General features: G+C 72.7%; 18 protein-coding genes. 9 read left to right on the plus strand and 9 right to left on the minus strand.

The window, feature by feature from the left end; genetic code table 11:
* Nucleotides 1-75 precede the first annotated feature (75 nt).
* From FHS34_RS39000 to FHS34_RS39010, 3 genes are all read right to left on the minus strand, one after another.
* On the minus strand, nucleotides 76-864 hold the full coding sequence (locus FHS34_RS39000) for a thioesterase family protein (protein ID WP_225817891.1): 789 nt from the start codon (nucleotides 862-864) through the stop codon (nucleotides 76-78).
* Between the two features lie 119 nt (nucleotides 865-983).
* On the minus strand, nucleotides 984-2,243 hold the full coding sequence (locus tag FHS34_RS39005) for an MFS transporter (protein ID WP_184974718.1): 1,260 nt from the start codon (nucleotides 2,241-2,243) through the stop codon (nucleotides 984-986).
* A gap of 201 nt (nucleotides 2,244-2,444) precedes the next feature.
* On the minus strand, nucleotides 2,445-3,095 hold the full coding sequence (locus FHS34_RS39010) for a TetR/AcrR family transcriptional regulator (RefSeq protein ID WP_184974721.1): 651 nt from the start codon (nucleotides 3,093-3,095) through the stop codon (nucleotides 2,445-2,447).
* A gap of 126 nt (nucleotides 3,096-3,221) precedes the next feature.
* Here FHS34_RS39010 and FHS34_RS39015 point away from each other — a divergent pair, with 126 nt between their 5' ends.
* Together FHS34_RS39015 and FHS34_RS39020 are read left to right on the plus strand one after the other, a co-directional pair.
* Nucleotides 3,222-4,253: a medium chain dehydrogenase/reductase family protein gene (locus tag FHS34_RS39015; RefSeq protein ID WP_184974723.1), complete on the plus strand. Its 1,032-nt coding sequence runs from the start codon at nucleotides 3,222-3,224 to the stop codon at nucleotides 4,251-4,253.
* 46 nt (nucleotides 4,254-4,299) lie between these two features.
* Nucleotides 4,300-4,953: an SRPBCC family protein gene (locus FHS34_RS39020; protein WP_184974726.1), complete on the plus strand. Its 654-nt coding sequence runs from the start codon at nucleotides 4,300-4,302 to the stop codon at nucleotides 4,951-4,953.
* A gap of 16 nt (nucleotides 4,954-4,969) precedes the next feature.
* On the opposite strand, the gene FHS34_RS39025 is transcribed toward FHS34_RS39020, so the two are convergent.
* Nucleotides 4,970-5,887, minus strand: coding sequence for a phenylalanine 4-monooxygenase (locus FHS34_RS39025; protein WP_184974729.1), 918 nt, complete (start codon nucleotides 5,885-5,887; stop codon nucleotides 4,970-4,972).
* A 404-nt stretch (nucleotides 5,888-6,291) separates the two neighbouring features.
* Between FHS34_RS39025 and FHS34_RS39030 the strand changes: the two genes are divergently transcribed.
* The 3 genes from FHS34_RS39030 to FHS34_RS39040 all read left to right on the plus strand — a co-directional run bounded on the left by FHS34_RS39030 (nucleotide 6,292) and on the right by FHS34_RS39040 (nucleotide 8,978).
* Nucleotides 6,292-6,783, plus strand: a complete 492-nt coding sequence (locus FHS34_RS39030) for a hypothetical protein (protein WP_184974731.1) — start codon at nucleotides 6,292-6,294, stop codon at nucleotides 6,781-6,783.
* A gap of 167 nt (nucleotides 6,784-6,950) precedes the next feature.
* Nucleotides 6,951-8,102: a glutathione-independent formaldehyde dehydrogenase gene (locus FHS34_RS39035; protein WP_184974735.1), complete on the plus strand. Its 1,152-nt coding sequence runs from the start codon at nucleotides 6,951-6,953 to the stop codon at nucleotides 8,100-8,102.
* A gap of 270 nt (nucleotides 8,103-8,372) precedes the next feature.
* The gene (locus tag FHS34_RS39040) at nucleotides 8,373-8,978 is read left to right on the plus strand and encodes a 2'-5' RNA ligase family protein (RefSeq protein WP_184974738.1); all 606 of its coding nucleotides are present in this window, start codon (nucleotides 8,373-8,375) and stop codon (nucleotides 8,976-8,978) included.
* Nucleotides 8,979-9,019: 41 nt separating this feature from the next.
* Here FHS34_RS39040 and FHS34_RS39045 read toward each other — a convergent pair whose 3' ends face one another.
* Together FHS34_RS39045 and FHS34_RS39050 are read right to left on the minus strand one after the other, a co-directional pair.
* Entirely contained in the window at nucleotides 9,020-9,979 is a 960-nt protein-coding gene (locus tag FHS34_RS39045; RefSeq protein ID WP_225817883.1) for a RimK family alpha-L-glutamate ligase, read from the minus strand.
* A 166-nt stretch (nucleotides 9,980-10,145) separates the two neighbouring features.
* On the minus strand, nucleotides 10,146-10,499 hold the full coding sequence (locus tag FHS34_RS39050; RefSeq protein ID WP_184974741.1) for a hypothetical protein: 354 nt from the start codon (nucleotides 10,497-10,499) through the stop codon (nucleotides 10,146-10,148).
* A 211-nt stretch (nucleotides 10,500-10,710) separates the two neighbouring features.
* On the opposite strand from FHS34_RS39050, the gene FHS34_RS39055 reads away from it, so the two are divergent.
* Nucleotides 10,711-10,926 (plus strand): hypothetical protein, encoded by a 216-nt coding sequence (locus tag FHS34_RS39055; protein WP_184974745.1) that lies wholly within the window; start codon nucleotides 10,711-10,713, stop codon nucleotides 10,924-10,926.
* A gap of 62 nt (nucleotides 10,927-10,988) precedes the next feature.
* On the opposite strand, the gene FHS34_RS39060 is transcribed toward FHS34_RS39055, so the two are convergent.
* The 3 genes from FHS34_RS39060 to FHS34_RS39070 all read right to left on the minus strand — a co-directional run bounded on the left by FHS34_RS39060 (nucleotide 10,989) and on the right by FHS34_RS39070 (nucleotide 13,166).
* Nucleotides 10,989-11,342, minus strand: coding sequence for a hypothetical protein (locus tag FHS34_RS39060; protein WP_184974749.1), 354 nt, complete (start codon nucleotides 11,340-11,342; stop codon nucleotides 10,989-10,991).
* A gap of 286 nt (nucleotides 11,343-11,628) precedes the next feature.
* Nucleotides 11,629-12,489, minus strand: a complete 861-nt coding sequence (locus FHS34_RS39065) for an alpha/beta fold hydrolase (protein WP_184974752.1) — start codon at nucleotides 12,487-12,489, stop codon at nucleotides 11,629-11,631.
* Entirely contained in the window at nucleotides 12,486-13,166 is a 681-nt protein-coding gene (locus FHS34_RS39070) for a TetR/AcrR family transcriptional regulator C-terminal domain-containing protein (protein ID WP_184974755.1), read from the minus strand. The genes FHS34_RS39065 and FHS34_RS39070 overlap by 4 nt, the downstream gene beginning before the upstream one ends.
* Nucleotides 13,167-13,374: 208 nt before the next feature.
* Between FHS34_RS39070 and FHS34_RS39075 the strand changes: the two genes are divergently transcribed.
* From FHS34_RS39075 to FHS34_RS39085, 3 genes are all read left to right on the plus strand, one after another.
* Complete coding sequence (locus tag FHS34_RS39075; protein ID WP_245002582.1) at nucleotides 13,375-14,091, plus strand: SDR family NAD(P)-dependent oxidoreductase; 717 nt, start codon at nucleotides 13,375-13,377, stop codon at nucleotides 14,089-14,091.
* 400 nt (nucleotides 14,092-14,491) lie between these two features.
* Nucleotides 14,492-15,733, plus strand: a complete 1,242-nt coding sequence (locus FHS34_RS39080) for an MFS transporter (RefSeq protein WP_184974758.1) — start codon at nucleotides 14,492-14,494, stop codon at nucleotides 15,731-15,733.
* Nucleotides 15,730-17,583, plus strand: coding sequence for a S9 family peptidase (locus tag FHS34_RS39085; RefSeq protein WP_184974761.1), 1,854 nt, complete (start codon nucleotides 15,730-15,732; stop codon nucleotides 17,581-17,583). The genes FHS34_RS39080 and FHS34_RS39085 overlap by 4 nt, the downstream gene beginning before the upstream one ends.
* Nucleotides 17,584-17,721: the final 138 nt, after the last annotated feature.

Below are 17,721 nucleotides of genomic sequence, written 5' to 3' on the forward strand. Positions count from 1 at the left end.
CGCCCCGCCGGCCGGCCCTGAGCGCCCCCGCCGGCCGGCCCGCGGGTGTCCCACAGCCGTCGGAGGGCGGTCGGCTCAGGAGGGCTGGGGACGGACGGTGAGGATCTGCTGGGCGTGGCCGACGGGTCCGGCGGTGTCGTGGAGGACGGTACTGGTGACGCCGTGACCGGAAGGGCCGAAGGTGACGGTGGTGTCGAGGCCGGTCCAGCGGCCTTCGGGCCGGCGGTGCAGGTGGATGGTGAGGTCGACGTTGGGGAACATCCAGGCGGTGGGCGACTGGCGCGCGGCGATGCCGTTGGCGGTGTCGACGAGCGCGACGTAGGACGCGAGTGGGCTGCTCGGTTCGCCGGCCACCAGGTCGAGGCCGGTGGAGATCCAGGCGGTGGCACGGCCGGGCCGTGGGGGTGCGAGCGGGCGGACGTCCAGGGAGGCGATGTAGCCGCCCGGCCATACCGAGTGCAGCGGCCATGAGGCCAGGGCCCCGGGTGGCGTGAGCGCCTCGGCGCCTCCGCCGGCGACGGCGGTGGTGTCGCAGGAGGCGAGGCGCCACGCGCGGGCCGTGACGACGGGCCGGCCGGCGATGAGCGCGACGGCCTCCAGGAGTTCGATGGTGCGGCCCGGGCGGATGGTCTCGACGCGGATCTCGCATTCGCCGAGGGCGAGACGGCCGAGGATGTCGAAGCCCAGCCGGGCGACGGTCAGCCCGCTGTCCGGCTGACCGGCCACGTGCTGGTCGATGGTGTGGACGATCAGGCCCGCGAGCGGGCTGACGTGCTGTTCTGCGGGATCCCACGCTCCGCTCGCGTGGTCGGTGGGCTTGTAGCGGTGCTCGTCGATCCGCTCGTAGTAACTGCCGGGGCTCACCGGGTGTTGCCCTCGGACGGCGGACAGGGCGGGGTCCTGCGGAGCCGGAACGGCCACGGACGCGGAACGTATGCGCATGGAGACATCCTAGAAAGATTCATGGCACATTTAGTTGCGCATCATGGCTCCGTCCTGGGCCGTCGGGCAATGAGATCTGCCTGTACGGCGTTGACCGAGAGTTTCTGCCCCTCGACGGCGCCGGGGTTCGCCCGGCGGACCGCGAGCGGTGCCGCGAGGCCCGCCAGGGCGAACATGGCTCCCACGGCATACCATCCGGGCCGGCCCCAGCCGATGCACAGCGCGATGAGCAGTCCCGGTCCGAGGGCCTCGGCCAGTCCGGCACCGAGGCCGAAGACACCCAGGTACTGGCCGGTGGCGTGCCGCGGGGCGAGGGCGAAGGACACCTCGAACCCGGCGGCGGAGTGCCACAGCTCGCCGACGGTGTGGACCACCACCGCGGAGATGAGCAGGGTCGCGGCGGCCCATGCCGGAATCCCCGCGGCCAGCGAGATCATCGAGCAGGAGACCAGAAAGGCGACGCCTGCCCGCCGGTAGGCCTTTCCGCCGGCCGCGGGGGAATCGACGCCCCGGCTCGCCCGCACCTGGAACGCGACGACGATGACGGTGCAGGTGAGCATGGTGCCCGAGATGAGCCAGTGCGGGGCGCTGGTGGCACCGACCAGCCAGAGCGGGACGGCCACCGTGAGCACCTTGAACTGGATGGCCATGATGCCGTCGAGGGCGGTGAGCAGCAGGTAGGGACGGTCCCGGAGGGCGGTCCAGCGGGGGCCGCCGGCGGCGGGGACGGGTGCCACGGGCGGGAGGAGGAGCAGGAGAGCCGCGGCGACGACGAAGGCGACCGCGTTAACCACGACCATGAGTTGGTAGGCGGTGAGGGTGCCGACCTGGACCACCCATCCCGCTCCCACGGCGCCGAGGGAGATGCCGACGTTCGTCACCGCCCGGAGATAGGCCCGGAACTCCTGTGGCCGGGCGCCTCCGTAGTGCCTGATGAGCGGGCTGCGGGCGGCTGTTCCGGCCGCTTTCGCAGCGGCCGCCGCGCAGATCACGAGGACGAACGGCCAGAAGCCGTCGGCCAGTACGAAGCCGGCCGTGGCCAGTGCCTGGACGAGGAGGGTGCCCGCGTAGACACCGCGTGCGCCGCATCTGTCCGCCAGATGACCGACGGCGACCCCGAGGGCCAGCGCGAGGAGACCGGCGATGCCGAGCCCGATCCCCACCTGGTCCGCCGGAAGATGGACCGCCTCGGTGAAATAGAGGACTCCCGCGGTCAGGTAGAGACCGCTGCCGACGGTGTAGACGAAGTTCGAGGCCGCGAGGACGCGCTGTGGTCCTGGGGCAGGCAACAGGCGGGGCATGACAGGCTCCAGGTCACAGCGGGCCGGTAAGGACCCGCCCAGCTTCTTGCATATTACTCGCAAGAGCAAGAGAGTTGCGCCACGAGGAGTTCAGGCGGCTCTGCAGCCCCGGCGCCACACACGGGAGTGCGGGGCATGTCCATCGCGTCAACGGACCCTGAAAACAGGACGACTTGGGACGCCGTCGCGCCGTCGCCGTCGTCAGTGGCCCGCGACGGCCTCCGCCTCGGCGGTGTAGAGCCGGGCCGGGTCGAAGCCCATGCCGGTGAAGTGCCCGGCGAGTTCGAGGGAGAGCACGCCGTGCAGGCGGGTCCAGAAGGCGAGGGCGCGCCGCAGTGCCGACGGCGGGGCCGGGTGCTGCCCGGCCCAGTCCCGGTGACCGGCCAGATGGGTCTCCAGCGGTGACGGCGGCGCGGCGGGCGGCTGTTCCGCGGCGCAGGCGTCGAGAAGTACGGCCATGATCTCGGAGGTGATCCGGGTGGTGTCCTCGGGGGCGTGATACCCGGGCACGGGCGTGCCGTAGACGAGGAAGTACCGCTGGGGGTCGTCCAGCGCCCATGCCCGCAACGCGTGCGCCAGGCCGTCGAGACCCGCGCCGGCCTCGGCCCGGGCGCGGAAGGTGTCGGCCAGGCTGCGGTAGGCGTCCCTGATGAGCTCGGTGATCAGCTCGTCCCGGCCGGCGAAGTACCGGTACAGGGCCGGGCCGCTCATCCCGATCCGCTTGGCGATCGCGTTGAGGGAGAGGGCGGAAGCCCCGGCGGTGGCGATCTGCTCCCACGCGTGCTTCTTGATCTCCTCCCGCACCTGAGCGCGGTACCGCTCCCTGGGAGTGCTCGCCTCCGGCTTGCTCATGACCTGCCACCCGCCCTCTCACTCACCGTTGGTTAGAACCTATCACGGACGCTATTGACGCTCACGAAGCTCATGCGTTAGAACTTATAACGAACACGAGAGCTTCTAGAGAGAGGAAGGCGAATCGTGAACGACGAACGTCTCGTCCAGGTCGTACTGCCGGGCATCGTGGCCCCGGAAGGACTGCAGATCCGGCACTCGGCCCTACCGGAACCCGGCCCGGGACAGATCGTGATCGCCATGGAGGCGACCGGCGTCTCCTTCGCCGAACAGCAGATGCGCCGCGGGCGCTACTACGACCAGCCGCCGTTCCCGTTCGTGCCCGGCTACGACCTGGTCGGGCGGGTCTTCTCGACCGGCCCGGGAGTCGACCCCGCCCTGGCCGGACGGCGCGTGGCCGCGCTGGTCAAGGTCGGCGCCTGGGCCAGCCATGTGCTCGTCGACGCGCAGGACGCGGTCGAGGTCCCGGACGGCGTGACCGCCGCGCAGGCCGAGACCGTCGTGGTCAACGGCATCACCGCCTGGCAGATGCTGCACCGCACGGCCCGGGTGCGCGCCGGGCAGACGGTACTGGTGCACGGCGCGGGCGGCGGTGTGGGCTCCGTCCTGGTCCAACTCGCCCTGGCGGCCGGCGTCAACGTCATCGGCACGGCCTCCTCCTGGCACCACGACGCGCTGCGGGAGCTGGGTGTCACGCCGCTCGACTACCGCGCCGGAGACGTGCCGGCCCGGGTCAGGGAGCTGGCCCCCAGGGGAGTGGACGCCGTCTTCGACCACGTCGGCGGTCGCAGCGTCATCGACTCCTGGCACCTGCTCGCCCGCGGCGGCACCCTCGTCGCCTACGGCAGCGCCTCCACCCGCGACGACACCGGCTCCAAGCAGTGGCCCGTACTGAAGATCCTCGCCCGGACCTGGCTCTGGAACACCCTGCCCAACGGCCGCCGCGCCCACTTCTACAACATCTGGGCCGGCCGGGCGCTGAACGAGGACCGCTTCCGCGCCCGTCTGCGGAGCGATCTCACCGAGGTCTTCGCGGCGGTCGGGCGCGGCGACGTCACCGCCCGTATCGCCGCCCGGCTGCCGCTGACCGAGGCCGCCAAGGCCCTGCGCCTGGCGGAGTCCGGCACCGTCGGCGGCAAGATCGTCCTCACTCCCTGACCGGCGCGCTCCCGCACCCGACCGTTCGCCCCGGAGAGGAATCGCCATGTCCGCCGTACGCAACGCCGGCCTCCGCACCGCCCTGCTGACCGTTCCGCTCGCCGCCGCCCTGCTCGGCACCGCCGTCGCACCGGCCGGCGCCGCTTCCCGCCCGCCCGTCAAGTCGCTCACCTGCGGCGGGAAGGGCGTCGATCCCCGTGCGCAGGTCCGCCACCGTACCGAGACCCTGATCCACGCGCCGTTGCGCACCGTCTGGAAGCTGCAGAGCGAGGTGGAGCACTGGCCGACCTGGCAGGCCGCCGTCACGACCGCGGAACGCCTCGACCACGGCCCCTTCCGGCAGGGATCGGCGTTCCGGTGGACCACCCCCGTACCGCCCAACCCCACGCCCGCCACCGAGCTGGATATCACCTCGACGGTCGAGCAACTGCGCCGCGGCTCCTGCATACGCTGGACCGGGCCCGCGCTGGGCGAGGGACTGCGCATCGACGGCGTCCATGTGTGGAACTTCGTCCCGACCGGGGACGGCGTCCGTGTGCGCACCGAGGAGACCCACACCGGCCCTCAGGTCGACGCGGACGTTCCCGCCGCGACCGAGATCCTCCGTCAGGGGCTCGAAGCGTGGCTACGGGACCTGAAGACCGCCGCCGAGGCCCCGGCCCACGACCGACGCCACCCGGCTCGGGCCGGCCTGCGATGACCCGCGGGGAAGGACCCTAGCGGCCGTGATCGGTCCGGGTACCGACACCCGTACCGGCGCCGCCCGGGGCCGCCGGCTTCCGACGCGGTTCGCTGTCGTCGTCCAGCCCCTCCAGGAACCCGGCCAGGACGTCGGTGACCTCCTGCAGGGTGCGGGCGCTGAAGAGGACCGGTTGATAGCCGCGGATGTCGTACGTGGTGGTGAGCATGGCGTCGATGTCCAGCGGACGTACACGGGCCGCGCCCAGCCGGCTGATCTCCCCGAACGACGACAGCAGGGCCGCGCCGTACGCCTTCGGTGTCCCGCCCTCGTCGAGGACCCCGTACTCCAGGGTGAACCAGTACACGTCACTGACCATCTGCAGGACGTCCTCGCGCTCGACCCGCATCGCCGCCCGCCCGATCAGGCGGTAGATGTCGGCGAAGGCCGGTGAGGACAGGTGGATGCCATGGCCGAAGACGTCGTGGATGACGTCGGGTTCCGGGGTGAAGAGCGGCACCGCCGGGTGACGGACGAACTGCACGGCGTGGAACCAGCCGTCGGCCATCGAGCCCAGGAACCGCTTGTTCTCGACCACTCCCCCGGCCAGGGTGAAATCGAAGTCCGTCAGCTGCCGCAGCTGCGCGCCGACCTCGGCGTGCTGCGGGATGTGGTCCGCCGGCACGGGGGCGTACTCCCTGGCGTCGAGCGCGGCGCGGCACGCGTGCTCGCCCTGGGCTTCCCACAGGGCCCGGTGGACGGTGCGCCAGGTCCGCTCCTCGCTCGCGCTGTAGTCCACCAGCGGGGACGGGTCGCCGACCCGGTGGCCGCGGGCGAGCGCGGCGATCGCCCGTCGCCGCGGCAGGTAGTCCGGATCGCTGAACCCGGGGTGTTCGGGAGCCTCGCCGAGCCGGCCGTCGGCCGTGACGGGCGTTCGCACCTGGATGCCGCTCATGAACCGATCATTCCTTCCCGGCCCTGGTCGGTCAGATGGTCGCTGGTGGAAGCGGGGCTGGGGCGCTGGGCGGCGCCGGCCGGGCGGGCCGGTCCGATGACCGGGCCGCCGCCGGTGGCGCCGGTCGACTCGACCGGGTCGAACGTGAGGCGGACCTTCCAAGGCCAGTGTCCGAGCGGTGCCGCTCGTCGGCCACCGGACCGCACCGGCGCACACCGTGGGCGCTCCGCGCGTCACCGTCCGCGTCCGCGTCCGGCGGCAGGCGGGACCCGTGCCGCGCACCCGAGGCACACGCTCCCGTCCGGCTCCGGCATGATCGGCGGGCCGGACAACACCCCGATGGCAGGGAGGGGCACCTCGACGGGCCTCTCCCGTACCCGCACACACTCAGGGAGCACGCGACCATGGCCGACCCGGACCGCAATTCCCTGGACCGTCGGGCCCAGCGGCCTGAAGAGCGGCGACGGCGGACGCGGCGGCGCCGCGCGGTGCTCGGGACCGTGGCCGTGGTGCTCGTCGCCGGGGCCGCCTGGCGCCTCAAGTCCGCCCATGACGCCCAGCCGCGGCTCGCCGTCGTCTCCTCCCGCTCGGCACTCGTCGGCACGTGGAGAGCGGAGGACGGGCCCGGCCAGGTCGAGTTCACCTCCGACGGACGGTTCTCGGCGGTTTCGCTCACGGTCGACGTCTCCTGGAACGGCGAGCTCACCGGCGCGGGAAGCTGGTCGCTCGATCACCGCGGCGGGTCGCTGTCCCTGCGGCCGGACCACCCCCCGACCGGCATGAGTTCGGACGCCGGCTTCGCGGTCGTCCGCGCCGACGGACAGGTCCGGTTGTGTGTCACCTCCGCTTCGCCAGGGGTGCTGTGCGACGCCCTGCTGCGACGCGTCGCACCCTGAGGACCGGGGAGGGTTGCGCCTCCCGACCCGCGGGCGTTATCTGGAAGTACCGGCGGTGAAGCGAGCGCACGGGCCACGGCACAGTCCAAGGGCCTCGCCTTCGTGTGGCCCCGGCAGCGGCCAGCCCTCGCTGCCGTCTCCCAGCGCTCGACGCGGAGGTGACACAGGTGAAAGCCGTTGTCTACGAAAAGCCCTTCAGCGTCACGGTGAAGGACGTCGACGATCCACAGATCCAGCACCCCAACGACGTACTCGTCAGGGTGACCTCGTCCGCGATCTGCGGTTCGGACCTGCACATGTACGAGGGGCGCACGGCGGCCGAGCCGGGCATCGTCTTCGGACACGAGAACCTCGGGGTCATCGAAGAGGTCGGCGACGGTGTGGCCACCCTCTCCGTGGGCGACCGCGTCGTGATGCCCTTCAACGTCGCATGCGGATTCTGCAAGAACTGCCTCGCCGGAGAGACGGGATTCTGCCTGACGGTCAATCCCGGATTCGCCGGCGGGGCGTACGGATACGTCGCCATGGGCCCCTACAAGGGCGGCCAGGCGGAGCGGCTGCGGGTGCCCTTCGCCGACTTCAACTGTCTGAAACTGCCACCGGGAGAGGAGTTCGAGACCGACTTCGTCCTGCTCGCCGACATCTTCCCGACCGGGTACCACGGCTGCGAGCTCGCCCAGGTCTCGCCCGGCGAGACCGTGGCCGTCTACGGCGCCGGACCGGTGGGCCTGATGGCCGCCTACTCGGCGCTGGTGCGCGGCGCGGCAAAGGTGTTCTCGGTCGACCGGGTGCCCGAGCGGCTCGCCAAGGCGGAGGAGATCGGGGCCATCCCCATCGACTTCACCGCGGGTGACCCGGCCGAGCAGATCAAGGAACACATGAAGGGGGAGGGAACCGACAAGGGAGTGGACGCCGTCGGATACCAGGCCCAGGCGCACGACACCAGCCACGAGGAACCCGCCATCGTCCTCAACGAGCTGGTCGAGACGGTGCGGGCGACCGGCAGGCTCGGCATTCCCGGCCTGTACGTGCCCTCCGACCCGGGCGGCCCCGACGAGCACGCCAAGCACGGCCAGCTCCTGGTCTCGATCGGCAGGATGTTCGAGAAGGGCCAGAAGATGGGCACCGGCCAGTGCAACGTCAAGCGGTACAACCGCCAGTTGCGCGATCTGATCATCGCCGGGCGCGCCAGGCCCAGCTTCGTGGTCTCCCACGAGCTGCCGCTGGAAGACGCTCCGCAGGCGTACGAGAAGTTCGACAAGCGCATCGAGGGGTACACCAAGGTCGTCCTGCACCCCGGCCACGCCCTCGCCGCGTGACACCCCAGCGGCGCCGCGTGCGGTGCCGCCCCGGAGCCGGAGCGGGAAGGCGACTTCCCGCTCCCCACCGAAAAGGACCGGCCCCCCGCTCCCGTCCTGCCCGGAGCGAGGGGCCGGCGTCGCTGCCCGTACGCCGTGACGGGGCGGCCATGGACCTGCGTGGCCTGCGGGAGAGGCCGTGGAGCGGTGTGGCCTGCCGGTGGGTCCGGGGTCGCGGTCGTGCGGTCGTCGGGCAGGGCTGGTACGGGGCGGGTCTGGGACCATGGCTTGGTGGACGGGAATCCGGCTTCCGGCGGGGCCGCACCGGTGGACGCGCTCACCGTGCCGCCCACGCCCCGGACGGCGGTGGCGTGGCTGCCGCCGGACGAGCTGTGGCCGGCGATCCAGGACATCCGCTGGGAGCACGATCCGCAGGTACGGCGGTGGCCGCCGCATGTGAATCTGCTGTTCGGGTTCGTGCCGGAGGAGGAGTTCGCGCGGGCCGTACCACTGCTGTGCGCCGGCGCGGCCCGGAGCGGGGCGTTCGCGGCGCGTCTGTCCGGTGTGCGCTCTTTCCGGCACCGGCACTACGCCACGGTGTGGCTCGATCCGGCCGCGGCGGGATCCGTACCGTGGGCGCGTCTCCACCGGGAGCTGGAGGCCCGGTTCCCTCTCTGCCGGGGGCGGGGCGGGCGCTTCACCCCGCATCTGTCGCTCGGCCGCACCCAGGATCCCCAGCGACTGGCCGCCGAGTGTGCCGTCCGGCTCGGGTCGCTGTCGGCGGACGTCGGGGAGGTGGTCGTGCTCTCCCGGCGCGACGAGGGGCCCATGCGGCCCCGGGCGGTGATCGCCCTGGGCACCGGTGAGGTCCGCCCGCTCCGGGAGTACCCGGGCTGACCGCGGGCCGTTGCCGGGGACGCACGGGCACGGGTGTGGTCCTACGGCCGGCGCGGCGCCGCGCGGCCGCGGGCGGACAGCCGTCGGGCGACGCAGGCCGTGATGGCCGGGACGACCGTGGTCATCTCCGGTCGCCAGCCCGGTACGGCATTGACCTCGCAGATGCTGTAGGTGTCCCGGGAGGCGAACAACAGGTCGACCCCGGCGATGTCCAGGCCGAGGACGTCGGCCGCGCGCACCGCCAGTTCCTCCGCCCGCGGATGGCGGCCGCTGCACAGGGCCGCGGAACCGCCCTTGGCGATGTTGGCGGCGAGGGTGCCGTTGCCGGAGGTGTGCAGCACGGTGCCCACCGGTTCGCCGTCGACGACGACCACGCGCAGGGTGCGGCCGTGCGAATGGGCCACGTGCTCCTGGAAGAGGAACGGCGTCTCGCGCGTGAGGCTGCCGGCCACCTCCCGCAGGAGGTGCGGGTCTGGGGCGAGGAAGACCTGCCCGCCCTTGGCACCGGCGACCGACTTCACCACGCACGGCGTGTCCAGGCGGGGGCTGCGGACGACGCCCTCCAAGGGGGCGGTGGCGTAGGAGAGGGTGTCGGGCACCGGGAGTCCGGCCAGGGCGAGTTCCTGCAGCTGCCAGATCTTGTTCCGGGACTTGAGCTGGGCCTCGACCGTGTTGACGAGGGTGCTGCCCATGCGCGTGAGGTGTCGCAGCAGGGTCACCTCGCGGTCGCTGTGCATGGGGCCGGCCACCTGTCGTACGCACACCACCTCGGGCGCGGGAAGCTCCGCTCCGCCCAGGGTCTGGAGTGTCAGCCGGCCGCCCTGGACGCCGAAGAGCAGCTCGTCGGTGTGCCAGACCGCGAAGCGGGGGCCATGGGCCTCGGCGAGCGCCGCCGCCAGTTCCTGCGTGGACCGGCGCGGTACGGCCGGCCGCTGCCGCACCAGCATCCACACATCGGCGGGGGCCGGAACCCCCGGCTGGGCACGGTGCTGATCGACCACTCTGGCTCCTCGCCTCTACGCTGCCCACCACCCGCGGGCCGTCGACGTGGGCCAGTTTCGCAGTACCGTGATCGTGGTGTCACGGGCTGTGGAGCGCGGCGCGCGGCGGCCGGGCACTGGACGGTGCCGGTGGCCGTGTCCCGTGCGGGGCCGCCGTGCGTCCGGGTCAGTTCAGCGGAGCGGGTGCCGGGGTGCCGTAGAAGGTGACCGGCGGCCAGCCCTTGGAGGCGGCGAAGTCGCTGAGCAGCTCGGCGATCTGCTGCGGGGTGATGGCGCTGGCCGCCGGCGCCTCGGGGTTCCTGACGCTGAACTTGATCTCCAGGTCGTAGGGCATGTCCCTGTCGGCGTTCAGCGACGCCCTGCCCTCGAAGAGCGTCCCCTGGGGGAACTCGGCGGCCGTGGTCCGCGTCTCGGACTGGGCGGCCTGGGCCTGCGGCGCCGAGGCCGTCCCGGCGATCATCGCGCCCGCCGCGGTCGTCCCGGAGTATCCGAGCAGTGATCGCCTCGAAATCCTGGTCACGCTTCCCCCATTCTTCACCGGCCGTACGGGTGTCTCCCGTGGCCACCACATGATCGTAAATACATTCGAGGAGGGCCGGAGCTGAACGAGGACATCCGCTTCCCGGCCGGCCCGTGTGCGCGGAGACCCTTCCCTCCGGCCCGGTCCGGGGTGTTGGGTGAAGGGCTCGAGGTCCGCGGGACACGGCTGCCGGACGTGTGAGGAGGGAAGGTTGCGCATCGAGTGGATCTGGCTGCTCCCCATGGGCACCCTGCTTCTCGTGGGCTTCGACTACGGGGGCGTCGCACGCCTGATGTGGGACATGCAGCCGGCCGCCAGGCACATCGAACGGCTCGGTCGGCTCGGTCCCGTGTGTCTGCGCGTTCTCGCCGCGATCCTGGCGTTGGCCGCGACCGCGTCACACCTCGTCCGTCCGGCCGGCGGCTGAGGACCGCCGACCGGCGTCGGAGCAGGGCGTGTCGGACGGGAGCACGGATCGCGGACCCTCGTTCAGCGTCCGCGGACCGGCAGTGCACGGCCGCTGGTCGCGTCGGTCACGGTCCTCGACCCCAGGGCGGTGTGCAGGACCACGCGGGCCGGGCCGAACAGGGCCGAGGCCGGGCAGGCGATGTCCGGTCCCGTCCGGGTGGCGATCCGCACGGTGAGGGCGACGGTCGTGGTGCTCTCGGAGGCCTCCAGACGAGGAGTCATGTCGCACCCGCCCGACTCCACCATGACGGTGAGGGTACGGTCACCGCCGCTGACGCTCACCGGCCGGGTGATCGGCTCCTTCCTCGTGACGGTCTCCGGTCCGCTCCGCGCTCCCGAACATCCCGTCAGGGCGACCAGGGATGTGACGATCACTGACACAACACGACGGTCAATCATTTGAGTTTTCACAGCAGATCGACGCCGTCGGGCACCGATTCGTTCATCGCGGATCCGCCGGCGGTCGTACGCCGCTCAGCGTGAGTGGTTCGCCAGGGTGAGCAGGAGGTGCGCCGATTCCGGACGTACATGGTCGGAGTGGGCACCGGCCGGGTTCAGCCGGCCGCCGCGGACGTACACGTCGGAGGCGTCGACGTTGACGAAGCGGTGGTCGAGCGCGGAGAACGGGTACGGCTCGTCGGGCCGTGGGCGGGGTCGTCGGTCAGTTGGCCGTGCCTTGCGTTCGGTCCGTCAGGAAGGCGGCCAGTGCCCGCGCCGTTTCCTCGGGGGCTTCGAGCTGCGGATAGTGGCCGACGCCGGTCAGCACGGTGAAGTCCGCCCGGGGGCATCGGCGGCGCAGGCGGTCCAGGACGTGGGCACCGCTGACGGGGTCCTCGGGGCCCCAGACGAACAGGAGCGGGCCCTCGTACCGTTCGAGGGAGCCGGTCCAGCGGTGGAAGTGGGCACGGCGGTCGTCGATGTACCGGAGCAGACGCGGGGCCAGGTGATGGCCGTTGTCGTGGGCGACGGACGTCCACATGTCGTGCAGCACCTCGTCCTGGACGGGTCTGCCGAGGACGCTGCGCAGGTTCGCGGTGAACCTCTTCTCGTCGGTGAGGCGGGCCAGCAGGGGCCCTACGCGGCTGTGCAGGAGACGCTGCATCGGGATCGGGCGGTGGAGGTCGGCGTAGAGGCCGCCGTTCAGCAGGGCGGTGCGGGTGATGCGGGCGGGGTCACGGGCCAGCAGCTCCTGGGCGACCGAGACGCCGTAGTCGTGGGCGACCAGCGCGGTCTCGCCGATGCCGAGGTGCTCCCAGAGGGCCTCGATCAGGTCGGCCTGTTCGTGGACGGAGTAGCGGTGGCGGGGCGGCTTGTCGCTCTGCCCGAATCCCAGCAGATCGAGCGTGGTGACCCGGTGTCCGGCCGCGACCAGTTCCGGGACGGTCGGCGCCCAGTCGTGGGACGAGGTGGGGAAGCCGTGCACCAGCGTCACGGGTCTGCCGTCGCCGTCCTGGCGGACGAACAGGCGATGCCCGTTCAGCTGCACCCGCGCACCGCCCGCGGTCCAGTCGGCCAGTTTCATCGGGGGTCTCCCATACCGTTGAGCAGAGCGGTCAGCCCGAAGGCGAACTCCTGGTCGCCGTCGGGGAGGTTGAGCGGCTCGGCGAGCTCCCGTACCAGCGGGTACTGCGGCAGCCCGGCGAACAGTTCCGTCATCGCGGTGCGCTCCTCGACGCCGCGGGCCGCGCCGCCGGCATCCAGCAGCGCGGTGCCGATCACGAAGTGAGCGACCGTCAGATAGATGTGGACGGCCCGCGCGGGTTCCCAGCCGGCCCGGATCAGCAGGCCGAGCCCGAACTCCCGTCCCCGCAGGGCGTTGGGCCCGAGCAACTGCCCCATGGTCAGCAACGGCACGACTGCGGGATGCGCGAGCAGGACCCGCCGGAACTCCCCGGCCGCCTGTTCCATGTCCGCCCGCCACCCGCGGCCGGTCGCCCCTGGCACCACCTCGCCCAGCACATGGTCGACGAGTTCCACCAGCAACTCGTCCCTGCTGGCCACATGCCGGTACAGCGAGGTGTGCCGTACTCCCATGTCCTCGGCCACCCTGCGCATGGTGAGCGCGGCGAGCCCTTCGGCGTCCACGATGTCCAGCGCCGCTCGGGTGATCCGCTTCAGTTCGAGCCCGCCCGGGCGCGGTCGCTGACGCCCGCGTGCCGCGTACCGCGCCCGCCACCATTCCGCCGATCCCGCCTTCACCCCGCAACTATGCGTCCAGTGGACGCATAACGCAAGAGTGCGCTCCGACGACGGCGGGCGGACTGCGGCCCGGGCGCGCCCCACGGCCTGCCCCGGCTCAGGCGGCCGCCGATCTTGACGCGTCCCTCATGGTGAAAGCTTCGACAACTCCTCTTCTCCCGCCGCAGCATCGAAAGCACCACGGTGTACGCAGACAGGAGCCCTCCCGATGACCTCCCCCACGGCCGAGCACGCCCGCACGATCTCCCTCGTCACCGGGGGCAACCGTGGCATCGGACGTGAGGTGTGCCGCCAGCTCGCCGCCCTCGGGCACACCGTGCTGCTGACCTCGCGCTCGCCGGCGTCGGCCGAGGCGGCGGCCCGGCAGCTCGCCCGGGACGGCTCGTCCGTGCACCCGCTGCAGCTGGACGTCCGCGACCCCGACAGCGTCGGCGCCGCCGCCCGCGAGGTGGCGAAGGACTTCGGACGCCTGGATATGCTCGTCAACAACGCCGCGATCATGTACGACACCTGGCAGCGCGCCCCACCGCCGATCTCGCCACCGTCACCGAGGCCGCCGAGGCCAGTCTCTACGGCCCCTGGCGCACCACACAGGCCTTCCTGCCTGCTCCGGCAGAGCCCGCACGCCAGGATCGTCAATGTCAGCAGCGAGGCGGCGTCCCTGGCCGGCCTGGGCGGCGGCACACCCGCCTACACCATCACCAAGGCCGGGCTCAACGCCCTCACCCTCATGCTCGCGGCCGAACTCCGGGGCGACCGCATACTCGTCAACGCCGTCTGCCCCGGCCGGGTCGCCACCGACATGGGCGGACCGGGGGGCCGTCCCGTCCCGGAGGGCGCCGCCGGCATCGTATGGGCCGCCACACTCCCCCACGACGGCCCCACCGGGGGCTTCTACCGCGACGGCCTCCCCATCCCCTGGTGACACCCCGCGGGTGCGCCGGGTCCGGCCCCCCGGTCGGACAGCGGCACACCCGCCGCGCCGCGTGCCGCACGGCGGCGACTGTTCTCGGTCGAAAGCGGCGCCTCGCCGATGCACCCGAAGGGTTCGCACCCGCCGCCCGGACCTCCGGACCGATCCGGCGAGGCGCAGACCCTGACACGCATTCCCGCTGGAGGAATAGGGGCTCCATTCCGCCCTCGCACGGAATGATCACCTCTATTTGCGTGTATGACGGACCTTTCCTTCCGCACCCCCTCACGACATGAATCCGGCCATGCGCTTCCGGCTCTTGTGACGCCTGTTCACGCCCGCCTAGGATCCCGCTCGCTTCGCTTCCGCCACACTTTCTGCACAGTTTCGCCATACCGGTGAGGTGCTTTCCGTGGAACGGCCAGTGTCACCCGCACGACCGTCCCACCAACGGGCGGAATCAGCCGACTTCAGACTCCTGTGGTGGGCCGGCGCGGCCGACGGGATCGGCAGCCAGGCCTCCGGTACCGTCCTGCCGCTGCTGCTCCTGGGACTGGGCAACTCGCCCCAGACCGTGGGACTGGTCGCCGGTGCCTCCACCGCCCTCGGGCTCCTCCTCGGACCGTTCGTCGCCCTGCCCGCCGACCGGGGCGCCCGCAAGCGCGTGATGATCGGGTCCGCGGCCGTCTCCGCCCTCGCCATGGGCTGCGTGGTGCTCACCCTGAGCACCGCAAGGCCTCCCCTGGGCCTGATCCTCGCCGCCGTGCTGGTCGAGCGGGTGGCGACCGCCTGCTTCGAGGCGGCGGCACGCGGAACGGTCGCGCTGGTCTGCCCGGGCCCCGAACAGCCCCGCGCCATCGCCCGGCTCACCGCCGCCGACCAGGGTGCGCTGGTCGCCGGCCCGGCCCTGGGCGGGCTCCTCTACCAGGCCGCCCGCGCGCTGCCGTTCCTCGCCGACGCCCTCTCCTACGTCGTCAGCGCGCTGTGCGTCACCGCCATGCGCGCGGACCTCACGGCGCCGGCACCGCGGCAGCCCGGCGAGGGAGTGCTGCGGGAGAGCGCGGCCGGGCTGCGGCTGGTGCGGTCCTCCCCGCTGCTGCGGCTGGTGCTGGTGTGGGGCACCACCGTCAACGCGGTCGTGGTGGCGCTGTACTACGGAGCCGTCTTCACCCTCCAGCGGGACGGCCGCTCCGGCGCCGTGCTGGGCGTGATCCTCGCCCTCTCGGGCGCCGCCGGTCTGGTGGGCGCGCTCACCGCCCCGAACGTGGCCAAACGTTTCGGCGCCTCACGGGTCGTCACCGGTGTGACCTGGCTGCTCCTCCCGCTCGCCGTCGCACTCGCCGCCGTCTCGGACGCATGGGCGTACGGACTGCTGTTCAGCCTGGTGTGCCTGCTGATGCCGCTCGCCTCCGTCGTGCTCCAGGCCCGTGCCCTGCAGGCCACCGCTCCCGCGCTGCAGGCCCGTACCGGCGCCGTCCTGGCCACCGCGACGACCGGTGCGGCGGCACTGGCTCCCGTCCTGGCGGGCGCCCTCGCCGACCGGGTCTCCCCCGCCGCGCCCGCGGTCTTCTGCGGTGTGCTGCTGACCCTGCTCGCCGCCCACAGCTCCCGGCGCCCGGTGCGTGGTGTCCTGAGGGCGGAGGTCTCCGGATGAGCGACGGCTACCAGGTGTACCGGGCCGCCCTGCCGGACGTGTGCGCGGCCGACCCCGCCAGGATGGTCTTCACCGCGGACGCCGAGGGCCGGTGCGAGGTGTTCACCTGGGACGCCGGCACCCGCCGCGCCCGGCAGGTCACCCGGCGCCCGCTGGGCACCCTGCACGGCGCCATCGACCGGGACGCGTACGTCTGGTGGTTCGACGAGGACGAGCACGGGGCGGGCAGCTGGCGGTTCCAGCCCTTCACCGGCGGCCCCGACCGGCCCGGCCTGACGAACGTCCCGCCCGGCCTCCCCCGGGGTCTGGCCGTGAGCGACCACGGCACCGTCGCGGTCGCCGTCGCGGCCGGGGACGGCGACGCCACCACCGTGCACGTGGGCCCGCGTGGCGGCGCGGGCCGCGCGGTGGCCAGGATCCCGGGCCACGTCACCCTCACCGGCATCACGCCCGGAGGCCGGCTGCTCGCCCTTGCCGGAGCGGGAACCGTCACCGTTCTCACCCACGAGGGTGCCGTACGGGCCGTCCTGCCCGGCGCCGGAGACCCGGGCCGGCTGTGGTCCCTGGGCTTCGCCCCCGCAACGGACGACGCGGAACTCCTTCTCGTCCGCGAGGACGGCGACCGGTACGTCCTGGCGTCCTGGCGGCCGGCGACCGGGCCGGTCACCCACGACTGGTGCGCCTTCGACACGGAGATCACGGCCCGCTGGGAGTCGGACGGCCGGTCCGTCCTGGTCCGCCAGGACCGCCACGGCCGCTCCACCCTGCACCGCGCCGACCTCGCCGCGCACACGCTCACCCCCGTCCCCACCCCGCCGGGAACCGTGCTGGACGCCGCCACCCGGCCCGGGGGCGACCTGCACTACCTCTGGACGGCCGCCGGCGACCCGCCCCGGCTGTGTTCCACCCGGGGCACCGCCCTGCCCGTGCTGCCCACCCTGCCCGACCGGTTCCCCGGCACCCACCAGGACGTGCGGACACCGGGGCCCGACGGCCCCGTGCACACCCTCCTCAGCCTGCCCGACGCACCACGCGGCCCGGTTCCGGCGGTGTTCCTGGTGCACGGCGGGCCCGCCGACCACGACCGGGACGCCTACGACGGCATCGTCCACTCCCTCGTCGCCTCCGGCTTCGCCGTGGCCCGCGTCAACTACCGCGGCTCCACCGGGTACGGGCCGCGCTGGCGCCGCGCCTTCCGGGACGGGGTCGGGCTCACCCAGGTCGAGGACCTGGCGTCGGTCCGGGCCGACCTGGTCGCCCGCGGGCTGATCCGCGCGGACGCCGTGGGCCTGTGGGGCACCTCCTGGGGCGGCTACCTGGTCCTGCTCGCCCTCGGCACCCGTCCCGGCCTGTGGCAGGCGGGGGTCGCGGTCAAACCGGTCGCCGACTGTGTGGCCGCCCACCGCACCACCACTCCGGCGCTGCGCGCCCTGGACGAACGGCTCTTCGGCGGCACGCCCGAGGAGGTCCCCGAGCGGTACGCGCGCAGTTCGCCGATCCACTACGCCGCCGCGGTCCGCGCCCCGCTGCTGGTGGCGGCGGCGACGCACGACGCCAAATGCCCGCCCGGTCAGATCCACGGCTACCTCGCCGCGCTGCGCGCCGCCGGTGTCCGGCACGAGGCGCTGTGGCTCGACTCCGGCCACGACGGCTACGACGGCGGTGACCACGTCACCGTGCTGCGCCGGGCCGTGGTCTTCCTCGACCGGGAACTGCGCGCCCCCGCCCGGCGCCACCCACAGACGCCCCGCTCCGACCGGAGCGGGGAGCACCACACCGCCGTACACACCACGGAGAGGAGAAGGACCCATGCAGAAGGACGTCATTCACAACGACCCGCTCGCGGGTGACGAGGAGAACCGCAAGCCGAGCGTCGGCATCACCGTCACCGTCCCGTTCCGCAACGCCGAGGACGCGGAAGAGGACTGACCCCCGCCGGCCGGCCCGGTACCACTCCGGGCCGGCCGGTACCCGATTTTCCGAGGAGC

The organism is Streptomyces echinatus (genome assembly GCF_014203595.1).
Classification (GTDB): Bacteria; Actinomycetota; Actinomycetes; order Streptomycetales; family Streptomycetaceae; genus Streptomyces; species Streptomyces echinatus.

Bases quoted from the DNA above. Each gene is read 5' to 3' on its own strand.
- FHS34_RS39025 (WP_184974729.1), bottom strand. From the start codon at position 5,887: ATGAGCGGCATCCAGGTGCGAACGCCCGTCACGGCCGACGGCCGGCTC.
- FHS34_RS39065 (WP_184974752.1), bottom strand. From the start codon at position 12,489: ATGAAACTGGCCGACTGGACCGCGGGCGGTGCGCGGGTGCAGCTGAAC.
- FHS34_RS39075 (WP_245002582.1), top strand. From the start codon at position 13,375: ATGACCTCCCCCACGGCCGAGCACGCCCGCACGATCTCCCTCGTCACC.
- FHS34_RS39010 (WP_184974721.1), bottom strand. From the start codon at position 3,095: ATGAGCAAGCCGGAGGCGAGCACTCCCAGGGAGCGGTACCGCGCTCAG.
- FHS34_RS39085 (WP_184974761.1), top strand. From the start codon at position 15,730: ATGAGCGACGGCTACCAGGTGTACCGGGCCGCCCTGCCGGACGTGTGC.
- FHS34_RS39020 (WP_184974726.1), top strand. From the start codon at position 4,300: ATGTCCGCCGTACGCAACGCCGGCCTCCGCACCGCCCTGCTGACCGTT.
- FHS34_RS39005 (WP_184974718.1), bottom strand. From the start codon at position 2,243: ATGCCCCGCCTGTTGCCTGCCCCAGGACCACAGCGCGTCCTCGCGGCC.
- FHS34_RS39030 (WP_184974731.1), top strand. From the start codon at position 6,292: ATGGCCGACCCGGACCGCAATTCCCTGGACCGTCGGGCCCAGCGGCCT.